This is a genomic window from Fibrivirga algicola (assembly GCF_011742925.1).
GTDB lineage: Bacteria > Bacteroidota > Bacteroidia > Cytophagales > Spirosomataceae > Fibrella > Fibrella algicola.
Map to the genome: position 1 here is coordinate 178,057 of NZ_WAEL01000002.1, position 14,682 is coordinate 192,738.

Consider the following 14,682-nt stretch of genomic DNA (forward strand, 5'->3'; position numbering starts at 1 on the left):
TACCTACCCAACCACCTTTTTTCAACAAGCCTGCGGAGCCATTCCAGGCCTCAGGCCAACGGAATCTGTTTGCGGTATTGCGAGGGCGACGTACCTATTTCGCGGCGAAATAGCTTCATAAAGTACGTCAGGTTATTAAAGCCACATTCCAGGCTTATATCGGCCAGACAACGATTAGTTGTCCGTAACAACCTGGAAGCCAAAGCAATACGCTGCTGATTAATGTAATCGACCGGCGTTATACCGAATGTCTGCTTAAAAATCCGGTAGAAGTTAGGCTCGCTCATGCAAGCCTGATCGGCCAGTTCCTTAATGTGTAGGGCCCGGTTGAGGTGCTTGTTGATGTACTGCGCTACGTAGGCCAGCCGGTTTACACTCGCCGACGCCGTGTCGGGCCCCAGCAGGAGCGTTCGCGCCTGGGTTTGCATCAGGCGGACCACTAATTCCTGTAATACGAAATTGGCAAAGACCTCTTTGGCTTTGTTGTTTTCTGTGAAGATATAAATCAGGCGGGCAATGAGTTGGTGAATCGGCTCGTCGTTAGTCAGGAAAAAATTGCGCTGCCCAAACTGCCAGCCCTGCGCATTGTCGATCAGGGGCGTACGGTCATTGAGCATATCAGTCACCTGCTTCACTTTATCGGGCGCAATGGCCAGGGCCAAGCACTGTGTCGGGTTGTTGGTACGTGCCTCCGGGAAGTCGATTCGCATGGTTTCCTGACCAGGCACAATAACGGATTCGCCCGGGAAAAAATCGAACGAGGGCGTCCCTGATAAGTGCATCACCTTTTTGCCCCGAATCATGCTCGCCAGCACCGGCGTATTGAACGTCAGCTCAATTTTCTCGGCAACGTGGTGGGTTTCGTAGATATTCAGTTCAGCAGTATCTATTGTATAGGCAGTCCGGTTCTCTACTTCCTGTTCAAGCCGCCGGGCGTGCAAGTGACGGGAAATATCGAACGGAGCTACTTGTGTGCTTTTCATAAATATCCGTATACTAAGGGCTTAGAAGCGTTGTTCGTCTAGGATGATAACTTGAAATATAAGGGTTTAAGCGTGCGACTTTACCATTATATTTCTATTTATTATATGTAAAGTCTTTTTCCAGTCGCCCATTCACCTGCCTGGTTCAACACGCAAGTATAAAAAAAGCCATCCTCAACGAAGATGGCTTTTGTCTGTACAACTAACCTATTTGAGAAAGCTTATTTCCAGCTGGTATGACCGATCCTGTTCATACCAGCCCTACTTGTTTGCTTGTTTTCGTGCGGTGTTCCACCTAAATGAAAGTAGTAAAACCTGCATCAAAAGTATTAAATACTTTTTTGAAAGTAATACTATCGATACAAAATATTTCTCCAATAGCGCTGACCAACAGAAAAATGGCCGGTAATGGGGTAGACCATAACGACTTACGGCTTCTACCACACCAAGTAAGCCCCGGTAACCAACCAGCATGTTGATCCGTGTTTTAATAAACTCGATTTGCCTAACCTATTTCTAATCCATGACAACCAATCAGCTTCGAGCCATTCAGGCACCCTTAAAAGAGCAGTATCAGCAACAGCCCGAGGCAGCCCTGCTTACGCTTCGGGCCGAGGGAACTGTAGGAAACAAAGTGTCGTGCAACGTATCGACGGCTAGGGCGCTTGTTGAAGCAGGGCTGCATCCGGCTACCGGCGGCACGGGCAATCAGGCATGTTCGGGTGATATGCTGCTCGAAGCGTTGGTAGCCTGTGCGGGCGTGACCCTCAAAGCAGTAGCCACAGCTATGACTATCGCCATCGATTACGGGGTGGTGCGGGCAGAGGGGGATCTTGACTTTCGGGGTACGCTGGGCGTTGCCAATGAAGCGCCGGTTGGGTTTCAGGCCATTCGGCTTACGTTTGAACTGGACACCGACGCCAGTCCGGAACAGATCGAGACGCTGGTGAGCCTGACCAAACAATACTGCGTTATTTACCAGACACTCCAACAGCCACCCGCCCTGGCCTTATGCATTGAGACCCTGTCAGCATCTTGATTGGCAGGTCTGCACATTGATAGGATTGTGCATACAGGCGATACAATCGCTCAACTTTCTTTGAACAATTCAAGCAAACTTTGTGACGATTCAATTATCAACTAAATTCAATCGTCTACATGGAAACCCTTGAGCAAGTAGAAACTCACGTTAATCGCCCCAAATTCAAGTCACATTACGACAACTATATCGGTGGCAAATGGGTACCACCCGTTGATGGTGAATATTTTGAGAATACCTCGCCTGTCGATGGCAGCCTGATCGCGAAAATGCCCCGTTCAAAGGCGGCAGACGTTGATCTTGCCGTTGATGCCGCCCATAAAGCCTTCGACACCTGGGGCAAAACGTCGGCCACCGAGCGGAGCAAAGTGCTGCTGCAGATTGCCGATGTAATTGAGAAAAATCTGGAGTTCCTAGCTCGTGTGGAGACCGTTGAAAACGGTAAAGCCCTGCGCGAAACGATGGCAGCCGACTTACCACTTTGCGTTGACCACTTCCGGTACTTCGCGGGGGTGATTCGGGCCGAAGAAGGATCGGCTACTGAACTCAATGCCGACACCTTGTCCCTGATTATTAAAGAGCCGGTTGGCGTGGTAGGCCAGATCATTCCCTGGAATTTCCCCCTGCTGATGGCTACCTGGAAACTAGCCCCGGCGCTGGCAGCCGGTTGCTGCGTGGTGATTAAGCCCGCCGAGCAAACGCCAACATCACTGACCATACTGATGGAACTGCTGGAAGACATTGTTCCGGCGGGCGTGATCAACATCATCCAGGGCTTCGGCCCCGAAGCAGGCAAACCGCTGGCGCAGCACAAGCGGATCAACAAAGTGGCGTTCACCGGCGAAACTACGACGGGCCGCCTGATTATGCAGTACGCCTCGGAGAACCTGATTCCGGTAACGATGGAGTTGGGCGGCAAATCGCCGAACATTTTCATGAAATCAGTGGGAGATGCCGACGATGATTTCTTCGACAAGTGCGTAGAGGGTGCCGTGATGTTTGCCCTGAACCAGGGTGAGATCTGTACCTGCCCCTCGCGGTTACTGGTCCACGAAGACATCTACGACAAGTTTATCGAGCGCGTTATTGCCCGCACCAAAGCGATCAAGCTGGGTCACCCGCTGGACGCCGACACCATGATGGGTGCACAGGCCAGCAACGACCAGTACGAGAAAATTCTGTCGTATATCGACATTGGCAAGCAGGAAGGCGCCGAAGTGCTGACCGGTGGCGGCCCCGCCGATAGCGTTGAGGGTGGTTACTACATTCAGCCAACGATCTTCAAAGGCCACAACAAAATGCGGATTTTCCAGGAAGAGATCTTCGGTCCGGTGTTGTCGGTAACGACGTTTAAAGACGCCGACGAAGCGGTTGCCATCGCCAACGACACGCTTTACGGTCTTGGCGCGGGCTTCTGGTCACGCGATGCGCACGAGCTGTATACCATTCCCCGGCAGATTCAGGCGGGTCGTGTGTGGGTGAACTGCTACCACGACTACCCAGCCCACGCGCCGTTTGGCGGCTATAAAAAATCAGGTTTCGGTCGCGAAAACCACCTGATGATGTTGAACCACTACCGCCAAGTGAAGAACCTGCTGATCTCTTACAGCAAACAGAAGCTGGGCTTCTTTTAACGAATAATTCAGTATGTAACACAGGCTTCAGCCTGTTTACTGACGCGATAGCCTGAACCAGTAGCATCAGTTGCGCTCGCACCAGTAAACAGATTGAAGCCTGTGTTACTTTGCCCGTTAGTTCGTTCACCCCTTACATCCTGACCCATGGTCTCGCTCACTGTTTTATACCCGAAAACCGCCGATAGTCAATTCGACATGGCGTATTACCTCAACACCCATACGCCACTGGTCAAAGCGCGCCTCTCGACGATGGGTCTGCTCAGCGTTGATATGCGTGAAGGGCTGGCTGGTGGCGCACCGGGCACACTCCCGCCCTACGCCATGATTACTAGCCTGACGTTCAACACAATGGATGAGCTACAGAAAGGGATGGACCAGCACGGCGCCGAACTACTGGGTGATATTCCTAATTTCACCGATGTAGAGCCGCAAACCCAAATTTGCCAGGTACGTTAATTAGTAAGCAAGCAGGCTGAAGTTAGCCCCCAGTATCTTATGACAACCAAAACCATATCCCGCATTGACGTTACGCCGGCGGCGGCTGATGTAATTGCCCAGCTTAAGGAGCGCCACGGCGAGCTGATGTTTCACCAGAGCGGCGGTTGCTGCGATGGCTCGTCGCCCATGTGTTTCGAGAAAGGCGACTTCATCGTGGGGCAGTCAGATGTGTGGCTGGGCAACATTGAGGGCTGCGACTTCTGGATGGCCGAGAGTCAGTTTGAGTACTGGCAACATACGCACCTTACCATCGACGTTACGCCAGGCCGCGGCGCGAGTTTTTCGCTTGAAATTCCGATGGGCATCCGGTTTCTGATCCGCTCGCGCCTCTTCGAAGACGACGAACTGGCGCACCTCACACCCACGCATTTTGGCGGAAATTGATCATAGAGAGGGAAATTAGAAGAGTGCGAACTTGATTGCTGACGCCGGACCAAACACGTGCGTCAGCAACCAATCCCCAATACACTAATCAGATATACCTCGTCCAGGCTACGTCCGGATGTCCGGCTTTGTAGCGGCCATACCACGCGCAGATCGGGTAGAGTGCGATGACTAACCCCAGCCAGACGGCATACACAACGGGCAACGTTACCCCCGCCCCTGCCGGCCGGCCGAAACTCAGCGTGCCGATGGGCATATCGCTGATGGCATAGCCCTGCATCAGTACCATGCCTATCATAGCCCCTTTCACCAGATACCAGTGGATGAGGTAATAGAACAGCGGCACTTTTCCGTAAACGCGCAGCCGCCGGGTCAGCCAGTTGTCGGCCCCATCCCAGAGGGCTAGCAATAAAAACATGACGCCCAGCATCAAAGCTGCGTAGAGTAGCGACGGCGGGTACTTGCTGACGTTCAAAAACGACAACGTTGTAAACAGGGTGCTCTTCTGCACCGACCATGGCGCTGCATCGCCATACACGTTGATGAAGCGAAGGACAGCAAACAGCAACAACGAACCCAGTCCGAGTTTGACAAGCTGTGCTTTTCGGTCGGCCAACGATTTGCTGAATAAAGGACCGCATCCGTAGCCAGCCAGCATGATACCGAACCACGGCACGATGGAATACGCAACCAGCAACCCGAACTGGGGGCTGATCGGCAGAAAATCAGATCTGAACAGCAACGCCCAGCCGAGGCGCGCCGCCGGGCTTGCGAACGTTGGCACCAGCAGCAACAGGTCGTGCAAACAGATGATGGCTATCCCCACAATGAGCAGGGTACGTACCTGAAAGCGGATCAGCCACGACAGCAGCACCAGCCCCACACCGATCACGAAGATCACCTGCAGCATCATTGTCCGGAATTGAAGATCAGTCCAGAAGGCAAAATTGATCAGGGTGAGCTCGAGCAAAATCAATACCAATCCCCGCTTCAGCAGAAACCGGCTCCGTTCTGTCAGCGCCTCGCCTGTCGGTTTGCCCGCTTTGTGCGTCGACAAATACACCGATGTACCTGCCAGAAATACAAACGTCGGGGCACACAGGTGTGTAATGAGGCGCGTCAGAAAAACAGGCGCGGTGGTCGTGGATAGATTGGTGGGGTCTTGGGTGAGGGCGGGGCTATGGAGCAGGTCACGGACATGATCCAGGGCCATAATCACCATAACCAGCCCACGTACCGTGTCGATGGTAGCGAGTCGTTTCATGTCGATAGGAATAGCACCGACAAGATGCGAAAGTTTTGACTACAGTACGTTGTTGCGGGTTACGACTGCCCTGATTACCCCGCCAGCGTCGACACGCCTTCGCCGGGTACGTCGGCGGGTTCGGGTGTGCAAACGGCTTTTCCCCGCGAAAACGAAATGGCCGCGGCCGTCAGCACCAGACCGGTCATGACCCAATACACGAACCGCATCCCCGTCAGCTGCGCCATTGGGCTAGCCGGATCAACGTTGTTTGTTTGCGCGTAGTAGTTCCGGATACTGTACCAAACTGCCGCCGAGAGCGCGATACCAACTACTAGCCCCATGTTTCGCATAAAGGCAATAACGCTGCTGGCAATACCACGCTGGGCCAGTGGCGCCGCGTTGAGCGCGCTACTGCTGTTTGGCGATTGAAACAGCGCAAAGCCGAAACTGACCAATGCACTCCGCCACACTACGTTATGCCAGCTCCAGTCAGTTTGCAGGAACGAGAACGAAAAATAGCCCGCTGCCGCCAACACCAGCCCGGTACTCGCCAGCCAGCGGGTACTGACCCGGCTCGACAGGTAGCCGCCAATCGGTGCAACGATACTCAGCGTCAGCGGCCCCGACAACAGCACCAGACCAGCCGTTTGCGGCGAAAAGCCCAGCAGCTGTTGCAGGAAAAAGGGGATGATAAACAGGTTGCCGCCCGACGCTACGAAGCCCAGCCAGGCCGACAGGATAGCGGTGGTATAGGGCCGAACCCTGAACAAACTCAGTTGCAGCATGGGCGATGGCGTGCGACCCTCCCAGTAGAAAAACAGGCCCAGCAGCACAAAGCCAGTGCCCAGCAAACCCAGCACCAGCGGATGTCGCCAGCCGTAGTCGGCTTCGGGGCCAAAATCGAGACCGGTCAGCAGGGTGGTTACGCCCACCAGAAACAGCCCGGCACCCACCAGATCAAACGGCTGGCGGGGTAACTTCGGGCTTTTGGGCAGCACCACCGAAGCACGCCAGATGGCGATCAGGCCAATGGGTACGTTCACGAAAAAGATGCTCGACCAACCGAATTTTCCCAGTAGCAAGCCCCCCACCACCGGCCCCGTACTGGAACCCGCCGCCACAATAGCACCCATCAGCCCCAGGGCCTGACCGCGTTCTTTGGGGGTAAACGTGTCGGAAATAATAGCGGGGGCAATGGCGAAAATCATCGACGCGCCCAGCCCCTGTACCACCCGGAAACAAACCAGCGAAAGCACATTCCACGACAACCCGCACAACAGCGACCCCAGCACGAATATGCCGAAGCCGGTAATGTACATGGGTCGGCGGCCCAGCCAGTCAGACAGTCGCCCCATGATCAGCAGCGTGCTGGTGGTGGTGAGCAGGTAGCTAAGCACCACCCATTCTACGTTGTCGCCCGCGGTGAGTTCGCGCCGGATAGTAGGCAGGGCAATATTGACAATGCTGCTATCGAGCGTTGCCATGAAGGTGCCAAAAGCCAGCGTAGCCAGCACCAGCCACTTATTGGGTGTAGCAGGGAGAGAAAGAGTTGTGTCGGATACCACAGAGCGATAACATAAAGGGTTAGTTCGTAACCCCCCAATCAGCCCCGTTGTTTGGCTTATTAGCAACGGGGTGCATTAGTCAACTACTTTCTCTCCGGCGTCTCTTGGATTGTGTTGAAATCACCTTTATCCCATTTGACCTTCACGAGCGAATAAGGATACGTCAGGAATTTTCCGGTCTGAGTGTCCAGAATAATCGTTCCCTTGTCACCTGTTATAGCCTGGTATCGACGGTTTTGGCTCACCGGCTCCTGTGCGGGGTTGTCCGATGGTTTGAAGTTAACCAGGGTGAGTAATCCCCCTGTGAGTACAACGCCAAGCGCTACAGATTTGAGGTCGATCGAAAACGTGAGTGATTTCATGATAATACGTTGATTAGTTAATACGACTTAAGATACAACGTACCTGAATATGGTTTGAATCAACTCAACACAAATTACCGTCCTATACCTTTGACTCAACATCCGGAACGTACCTGACCACAGAACGTTTCCTCTAAAATCACTTTCAACTCATGACAACGACCAACATCCACTCGCTACTCGACCTGGTGGCTACCGACACGCCTGATTGGACTGCGCTGCTGACTCAGACCCTCGCCCAGTTCGACTGCACCACCGGCACCCTGCACCGTATTGACCCCGCGTCGGGCCTGCTGACGCTGGTTGCTTACGCTGGTATGCCTGAGTTCCTGTTGCCAAAAATCAGCCAGATTCCCATTGGCAAAGGCATGGCGGGTATTGCCGCCGAGCGCCGCGAAGCCGTTCAACTCTGCAACCTGCAGACCGACGAGTCGGGGGTGGCCCGGCCTGCTGCCCGCGACACCAAAGTGGAAGGATCGATTGCCGTACCTCTGCTGCTCAACGGCGACCTTCACGGTACCCTGGGCATCGCCAAACCCGTTCCCTACGATTTTACGGACGACGAAGTAGCCGCCCTGATGCAACTCGGCGAAGCCATCAGCCGGAAGTTATAAACTACCACTTACGCCGTATCCTGGAGATACGGCGTAAGTGAAACCAGTCGTTATTAGCGTTTACCACGGACTGATACCCGTCTCCGGTGCATTGTCATCGCTGAAAAATTGTCCCGTTGGGCCATCCGGGCCGAGCGTAGCGGCTTTGACCAGGCGGGCCGCGGCATCGGGCACACTACCGGGACCGCTATGGTGATTGAAATCGGTGGCGGTATAGCCTGGATCGACGGCGTTTACCTTGAACGGGGTATCGCGCAGTTCGTAAGCGAGCACAATCGTGTAGGCATTCAGCGCCGATTTAGACGGGCCATAGCAGGCGGTTTTAACTGGGTAGTACTTCCAGTTTGGGTCGCTATGCAATGTCAGTGAGCCCAGGCCCGAGGTGACGTTAACGATTCTTGGCGCTGCTGATTGCTTCAGCAAGTCGATGAACGCCTGTGTGGTGTCAACTACCCCAAAAAAGTTGGTGTTAAATACTTCCCGGTATACGCTGCTGTCTGTGCCAAGTGCCGGTTGCGCCATACCGCCGCTAATACCCGCATTGTTGATCAGCACATCCAGCACAGCCGTTTTCTGACCAAGCGCCTCACGGGCGGCGTTAATCGAGTCGATACTGTCTACATCAATGACGAGTACCTCCACATTGGTCAGCCCTTCCGCCTTCAGCTGATCGACCGCCTGTTGACCTTTTTGCTCATCCCGGCTACCCAGGTACACGTAGTAACCCTGTTGCAATAACTGCCTGGCGGCTTCGAATCCGATGCTTTTGTTAGCACCAGTAATAAGTACGTTTTTCATAGTTCATCTGTTTGAGGGGCAAAACTACCGCCGCCCCGCCCGGCAGATGACACACATATACCGGCATTACTGGTACATTTCACGGATGGCGGCCCGGTACTCGGCCGGAGTCACGCCTGCTTCGCGCTTAAAGAAGCGATTGAAGTAGGAAGCGTCCGAAAAGCCAAGCTCAAAGGCGATTTCCTTCAGCGAATGCTGCGTATGAAACAACAAACGCCGGGCCTCCAGCACCAGTCGTTCATGAATGTGCGTAATGGCTGGTCGGCCACTCTGGGCTTTCACGACCTCGCTCAAATGTCCGGCCGACACATTGATCAGCGACGCATACTCGCTTACTTGGTGCAGCTCGCGAAAGTGGTCGTTGATGTTGGCCTGATAGTTTTTCAGCAACAGCTTATCTGTCGAAAATGGCTTGCTCACAAACTGTTCGGTATACAGTCGGCTCAGGTACGTTAGCAATACGGTCAGGTAAGCCGTCAGCATGCGCTGTTGCCACTCGCCGGGGCGCTGGTGCTCGGCGTAGAGCTTATCCATCATATCGGCTACAAAGGCTACATCGGTATCCGTAAGTAACAATTCGTGACCATTATGCGGATTCTGAATAAGCGGCAGCCCGCTCAGCGACGCGTTCTCCTGCAAGGCCAGAAACTCCTTCGTAAACGCAAAGGCAGTGGCCCACATCGGTTTGGGCTCTTCTTTCACCACCAGTTGGTTGGGGACGAAGAAGTAGAACGTATTCTCTCTGATTGTGTACTGCGTCATATCCAGCCAATGACGGCTTTCGCCGCGCCGGACAAAAGCGAAGAGAAAGTAGTCTTTCCGGTGCGGAATCAGCACATCCGACTCGTGGGTCAGTGTTCCCTCAAACCGAGCCATGCTAAACAGTTTACCCGCCAGTAGCGCATCTTGCTCGAGTGTATAGATGGGTACTGGCTGGTCGGCGGTAACCAAATTCATAAGCTAAAACCTGGGATATTTGTCGGCCCGCAGCCGTTGCGGTCGGTGTAATCTGTAGGCACAAACCGAAAATCGACAATTAAGTTGCTCAACAGAACGTCACGACTACCCGCACGCGCTAGTTACTTTTCTTGCGTTGCTCGGCCTCCAGAACAGTTTCAAACTCTTCGGTCCGCCAGCGGGGTTTGGTTGGGTACTCATACATGAACCGGCCCGTTTTTGTATCTAGGATCAGCGCATACTTATCAACGCCAACCGCCTGATAGCGCCGGTTGTCTTCGCATGGCTGCGGTTGCGCTACTGGCTGGCTAGCCGGTTTATTGGCCATTAACAGCACTGCGCCCATCGTCATGGCGCCAAAGCAAAACGATTTCAGATCAATCGTATTCGTTTTCATAACCGTAGTCAGTTTGTGTTGTGCAGCTAAGACAACGTACCCGGCAATTTGTTTACTTTCGGCTATGCCTTAACCGGTTGATCGGTACACGCTTACGCGCTTGTTGTCCCGAAGCAACCTATGTCCTGCTTTTACCATCTTGGCTTTACCATCCTGCCTGTTACCTACTATGCACCCGAAAGCCCTTTGCCTTTTTCTGCTCCTATTTTGTGGAGCCTGCAGCACAACCCGCCCCTTCAAAAATGCCGATGGACAGCTACTGACCACCAGTGTTGCCGAGATTCAACGGGTCCGCATCAATGGCGTCAGGCAATTCGTAACCATACGCGGGAAAGACCGGCGGAATCCGGTGCTGCTTTGGCTGCATGGCGGCCCCGGAAGTACCTCGACGCCCTTTTACATGTATTACAATGCAGCGCTGGAAGACCAGTTTACGGTCGTTTACTGGGATCAGCGCGGATCGGGGAAGTCCTATTCATCGCGGATTCCTCCGGAAACGATGACCCTGGATCAGTTCGTTGCCGACACGCATGAATTGACGAAGTGGCTTAAACAGCGCTTCAATCAACCCAAAATAAGTCTGGTAGGCCATTCCTGGGGCGGGCTATTGGGCATGCACGTCATCGCCAAACACCCCGACGACTACCAGGCGTTCATGGCCGTATCACCCATGCCGAACGGCCCCGAAAGCGAACAGTTGTCCTATGCATTTGCACTCACCAACGCGCAGCAAAAACAGGATGCAAGTGCACTGGAAACGCTGCAACGAATTGGCCCGCCCGACAACGGTTTATATAGAGAGGGATTAAGCGCCCTGAAACAGCAGCGGGCGCTGGTACAGAAGTATGGTGGCGTGGTGCACACGTCACTCAGAATGCCCGGCTCACAAATCTATTTACGCTCCAAAGAGTACAGCCTGTTTACTCTTCTGAAGAGCAATAAGATCCAGCAGCTCCATTCGCCAATGATACAGGCGCTTTGGCCAACCGTCAACTTAAAAAAACAGGTGCCGGCCGTTAACGTACCTGTTTATTTCTGTCTGGGGCGCTACGATACCAATTGCCCGTCTACCCTGGCAGCCGATTACTATGAATCCCTGCAAGCGCCTCACAAAGAGCTCATCTGGTTCGACGAGTCGGCCCATCTCCTATGCTGGGAAGAACCGCAAAAATTCAACGCCCTCGTAAAAGAAAAGCTAGCATCAGGAAGTGGTAAAGAGAATCTGAAATAAAGCTCCGCCAAGAAAAGCCAAAAACTGATTACCGTGCCCTGTCTTCCCCGCATTGAAATGACATAACACCAAGCCCAAATGCCTATCGGGGCCATAACAGAGCAGCATCGTTAGATACCGACATCACCCCTTCCACTTACGGCGTGCCGTAGGTACGTAATCAACCAAATTATTGTCGAATACCTACGGCACGCTCGGTAGTGAATGATTGGTTCCTATCCCCTAAATTTCTCCCGTAAATGCCACGTGAAGGCTTCGCGGTTTGGGTAGTAAGTTTCGCCGAAGGGTAGACGGAGGGGTTTGTTGTGGAACTGACGGAGGTTGTAGGGGCTGTTGAGGTCTTCGGCGATGGCGGGGGACACGAGGACGCGGAACCGGTCGTCTACGCCGATCATGCCCCGGTCGAAGGCGGTGTGCAGGGTTGGGCAAAGGGCAATGCCGTTGGTAACGCGGTCATCGCCGGAGACGCTGATCGGGATGATGTGGCAGGCTTCGACCAGCGTGGACCCGTCCGTGGCAATTACTTTCAGGCCTGAAATGGCGCAGGTGAAATCATAGACTTTTGGTACCAGCTTTTTGAACAGACCACCGCGCACAAAACGCGTTTCGTCATCGTTGGTGGTGAGCGACAGGGTGGTCTGGTAGGGAGCCGCTTTCTCGTTTAGCAGGTACGTCGCCATATCCTGCACGTAGCTTCTTCCGGCGGTTTTCACAGCCAGGTAAGCTGCTTTGGTGGCAGGGAAGTAGGTGTCGAGCAACAGCGTTTTCAGGTACGTTCGCGCCGGCGCATCCAGCAGAAGCGTGTACAGATCATCGGCGAAATAGGCGTAAGACAATCGGTCGCTCAGCGTTTGTACGCTGCGGATGTGGCTATCGAGCAGATAGCCGGGATTAGGTTGCAGGAACCAGAACCCTTCGTTTTTCAGGTAAAAGAACGGCTGCGTAAAATCGTCCTGATTGGCCGTGTTCACCAGCAGCGCAAAATTCTCTTTGAACGTAGCCACCAGTTCCGGCGAAACACCGATCCGGTTTTCGCTAATGAACTGCCTGTCGATCAGGTCGATCAACGTCAGCAGGAAAATCGGTTTGTGGGGCGCTGGTCCATACTGGGTACCACCCCGTTTTAGCTTCGTAAATTTTCGGGCGTAGTGAGCAAGGCGTTCCTGATTAATCGGGCTAGGCATAACGTGAGTGTATTTCGCTACCAAGTTAGCGTATTGTTCATATGTTCGTGTTTCGCCCTATGTTGTTGCAAAAATTGCCTGACGGTATCATACGGCTACATTTTCTCTATTTTTAGGCATTGGGGGATCGTCTTGCTTACCGCGTGTAGAGACCGGTCCGCCGGTGCGGCAAAATCTTGCGTCTCTACGGTAGCCGGATGGTTTTCGCCGACACAACACGTACCCAACTCATCACAACCTGTATGCGTAAACAACTCCTTGCTGTAGCATTACTTCTGCCCGCGCTGGTATTCAGCCAGCCTGGTGCGGCCCAATCAAAAAAGGCGGGTAACGCGCCGAATCGGACGGGCGCCGCTCCCGCCGACCGAACGCGGCCCGACAAAGACAAACAGGCGATCATTGCTGACCTTGACAAACGTTTCCCGGAGTTGGCGGGGATCTCCAAGCAAATCTGGGATTTTGCCGAATTGGGGTACCAGGAGGAAAAAAGCTCGCTGCTGCTTCAGGAACAGCTGAAAAAAGAAGGGTTCGACGTACAGGCGGGCGTAGCGGGTATTCCCACGGCTTTTGTGGCCACCTACGGAACCGGCAAACCCGTCATTGGCATTCTGGGCGAATACGACGCCCTGCCCGGCCTGGCTACGGAGGCCAAACCTGATTTCACACCCATCGCCGGGCAGAAAGGCGGGCATGGTTGCGGTCATAACCTGTTTGGTACGGCGTCGATGGCGGCAGCAATCGAAGTAAAAAACTGGTTGAAAGCGGGGCACGCTGGTACGATCAAGATCTATGGCTGTCCGGCTGAAGAGGGTGGCGCGGGTAAGGTGTACATGGTACGCGAAGGCCTGTTCAACGGGGTCGACGTGGTATTGCATTGGCATCCCGGTTCGCAGAACGCCGCTGATGCCGGTACGTCGCTGGCCAACAAGAACGCCAAGTTCCGGTTCCGGGGCATTGCCGCCCACGCCGCCGCTTCACCCGAACGCGGCCGGTCGGGCCTCGACGGCGTTGAAGCGATGGACTACATGGTGAACATGATGCGCGAACACGTGCCGCAGGACACCCGCATTCACTATGTGATCACGAAAGGCGGTGAAGCCCCCAACGTGGTGCCTGCCTTTGCCGAAGTGTATTACTACGCCCGGCACAAAGACCGCGACATTCTGCAAAGTGTCTGGAAGCGTATTGAGAATGCCGCCGAAGGAGCCGCCAAAGGAACGGGCACCAAAGTAGAGTGGGAAGTGCTGGGTGGGGTATTCAACCTATTGCCCAACGTGACGCTGGCCGAGGTGATGCATAAAAATCTGACGACCGTTGGCGGCATCACCTACACGCCTGAAGAAACGGCCTTTGCCCAGAAAATTCAGACGACGTTTGCCGATGACCAGAAAGTGCCCATCACCAACGCTACCCTGATCAAAGATTTCCGCGATGCCTCGGAAAGCGCCACCAGCGGCGGCTCCACCGACGTGGGCGACGTGAGCTGGACAGTGCCAACCGTAGGCCTGCAAACAGCGACCTGGGTACCGGGTTCATCGGCCCACAGCTGGCAGTCGACGGCCGCCAGCGGCATGAGCATCGGGCAGAAAGGGATGCTGGTCGCCGCCAAAACGCTGGCCTTAACCGCGCTCGACCTCTTTACCACCCCTACCCTGATCGAAAAAGCCCGCGCCGAATGGCTACAGAAACGCGGTGCCGATTTCAAATACGAAGCCCTGCTCGGCGACCGCAAACCCGCACTGGATTATCGGAAATAGCGTGGGAGTTGGTCTACCACGTAAAGCCTC

15 protein-coding genes are annotated in these 14,682 nt (G+C 54.1%); 7 read left to right on the forward strand and 8 right to left on the reverse strand.

Annotation, left to right across the window (positions count from 1 at the left end; translation table 11 throughout):
• Positions 1–50: 50 nt before the first annotated feature.
• Positions 51–983 carry an AraC family transcriptional regulator gene (locus F7231_RS05980; protein WP_166691281.1) on the reverse strand — a complete coding sequence of 311 codons (933 nt, stop codon included), beginning with the start codon at positions 981–983 and terminating at the stop codon, positions 51–53.
• A gap of 523 nt (positions 984–1,506) precedes the next feature.
• Here F7231_RS05980 and F7231_RS05985 point away from each other — a divergent pair.
• The 4 genes from F7231_RS05985 (at position 1,507) to F7231_RS06000 (ending at position 4,541) form a co-directional block, all read left to right on the forward strand.
• Positions 1,507–2,022 (forward strand): OsmC family protein, encoded by a 516-nt coding sequence (locus tag F7231_RS05985; protein WP_166691282.1) that lies wholly within the window; start codon positions 1,507–1,509, stop codon positions 2,020–2,022.
• Positions 2,023–2,141: 119 nt separating this feature from the next.
• Positions 2,142–3,656, forward strand: coding sequence for an aldehyde dehydrogenase family protein (locus F7231_RS05990; protein ID WP_166691283.1), 1,515 nt, complete (start codon positions 2,142–2,144; stop codon positions 3,654–3,656).
• Positions 3,657–3,803: 147 nt separating this feature from the next.
• The gene (locus F7231_RS05995) at positions 3,804–4,115 is read left to right on the forward strand and encodes an EthD family reductase (protein WP_166691284.1); all 312 of its coding nucleotides are present in this window, start codon (positions 3,804–3,806) and stop codon (positions 4,113–4,115) included.
• Positions 4,116–4,154: 39 nt separating this feature from the next.
• Positions 4,155–4,541 carry a DUF779 domain-containing protein gene (locus tag F7231_RS06000; protein WP_085412397.1) on the forward strand — a complete coding sequence of 129 codons (387 nt, stop codon included), beginning with the start codon at positions 4,155–4,157 and terminating at the stop codon, positions 4,539–4,541.
• A gap of 88 nt (positions 4,542–4,629) precedes the next feature.
• Here the strand turns inward: F7231_RS06000 and F7231_RS06005 are convergent, their stop codons facing one another.
• From F7231_RS06005 to F7231_RS06015, 3 genes are all read right to left on the reverse strand, one after another.
• Positions 4,630–5,805: an acetyltransferase domain-containing protein gene (locus F7231_RS06005; protein ID WP_166691285.1), complete on the reverse strand. Its 1,176-nt coding sequence runs from the start codon at positions 5,803–5,805 to the stop codon at positions 4,630–4,632.
• Positions 5,806–5,879: 74 nt separating this feature from the next.
• A complete protein-coding gene (locus F7231_RS06010; RefSeq protein WP_310589285.1) occupies positions 5,880–7,352 on the reverse strand; it encodes an MFS transporter in 1,473 nt (490 codons plus the stop codon).
• An 83-nt stretch (positions 7,353–7,435) separates the two neighbouring features.
• The gene (locus F7231_RS06015) at positions 7,436–7,714 is read right to left on the reverse strand and encodes a hypothetical protein (protein ID WP_166691286.1); all 279 of its coding nucleotides are present in this window, start codon (positions 7,712–7,714) and stop codon (positions 7,436–7,438) included.
• Between the two features lie 152 nt (positions 7,715–7,866).
• Between F7231_RS06015 and F7231_RS06020 the strand changes: the two genes are divergently transcribed.
• Positions 7,867–8,328 (forward strand): GAF domain-containing protein, encoded by a 462-nt coding sequence (locus F7231_RS06020; protein WP_166691287.1) that lies wholly within the window; start codon positions 7,867–7,869, stop codon positions 8,326–8,328.
• Between the two features lie 60 nt (positions 8,329–8,388).
• Here the strand turns inward: F7231_RS06020 and F7231_RS06025 are convergent, their stop codons facing one another.
• The 3 genes from F7231_RS06025 to F7231_RS06035 all read right to left on the reverse strand — a co-directional run bounded on the left by F7231_RS06025 (position 8,389) and on the right by F7231_RS06035 (position 10,480).
• A complete protein-coding gene (locus tag F7231_RS06025) occupies positions 8,389–9,126 on the reverse strand; it encodes an SDR family oxidoreductase (RefSeq protein WP_166691288.1) in 738 nt (245 codons plus the stop codon).
• Between the two features lie 66 nt (positions 9,127–9,192).
• Positions 9,193–10,083: a helix-turn-helix transcriptional regulator gene (locus F7231_RS06030; protein ID WP_166691289.1), complete on the reverse strand. Its 891-nt coding sequence runs from the start codon at positions 10,081–10,083 to the stop codon at positions 9,193–9,195.
• 118 nt (positions 10,084–10,201) lie between these two features.
• Positions 10,202–10,480, reverse strand: coding sequence for a hypothetical protein (locus tag F7231_RS06035; protein WP_166691290.1), 279 nt, complete (start codon positions 10,478–10,480; stop codon positions 10,202–10,204).
• 169 nt (positions 10,481–10,649) lie between these two features.
• Between F7231_RS06035 and F7231_RS06040 the strand changes: the two genes are divergently transcribed.
• Positions 10,650–11,711, forward strand: a complete 1,062-nt coding sequence (locus tag F7231_RS06040; RefSeq protein ID WP_166691291.1) for an alpha/beta fold hydrolase — start codon at positions 10,650–10,652, stop codon at positions 11,709–11,711.
• Between the two features lie 215 nt (positions 11,712–11,926).
• Here the strand turns inward: F7231_RS06040 and F7231_RS06045 are convergent, their stop codons facing one another.
• On the reverse strand, positions 11,927–12,895 hold the full coding sequence (locus tag F7231_RS06045; protein ID WP_166691292.1) for an HNH endonuclease: 969 nt from the start codon (positions 12,893–12,895) through the stop codon (positions 11,927–11,929).
• Positions 12,896–13,137: 242 nt separating this feature from the next.
• On the opposite strand from F7231_RS06045, the gene F7231_RS06050 reads away from it, so the two are divergent.
• Positions 13,138–14,652, forward strand: a complete 1,515-nt coding sequence (locus F7231_RS06050; RefSeq protein ID WP_166691293.1) for an amidohydrolase — start codon at positions 13,138–13,140, stop codon at positions 14,650–14,652.
• The last annotated feature ends 30 nt before the right edge of the window (positions 14,653–14,682 follow it).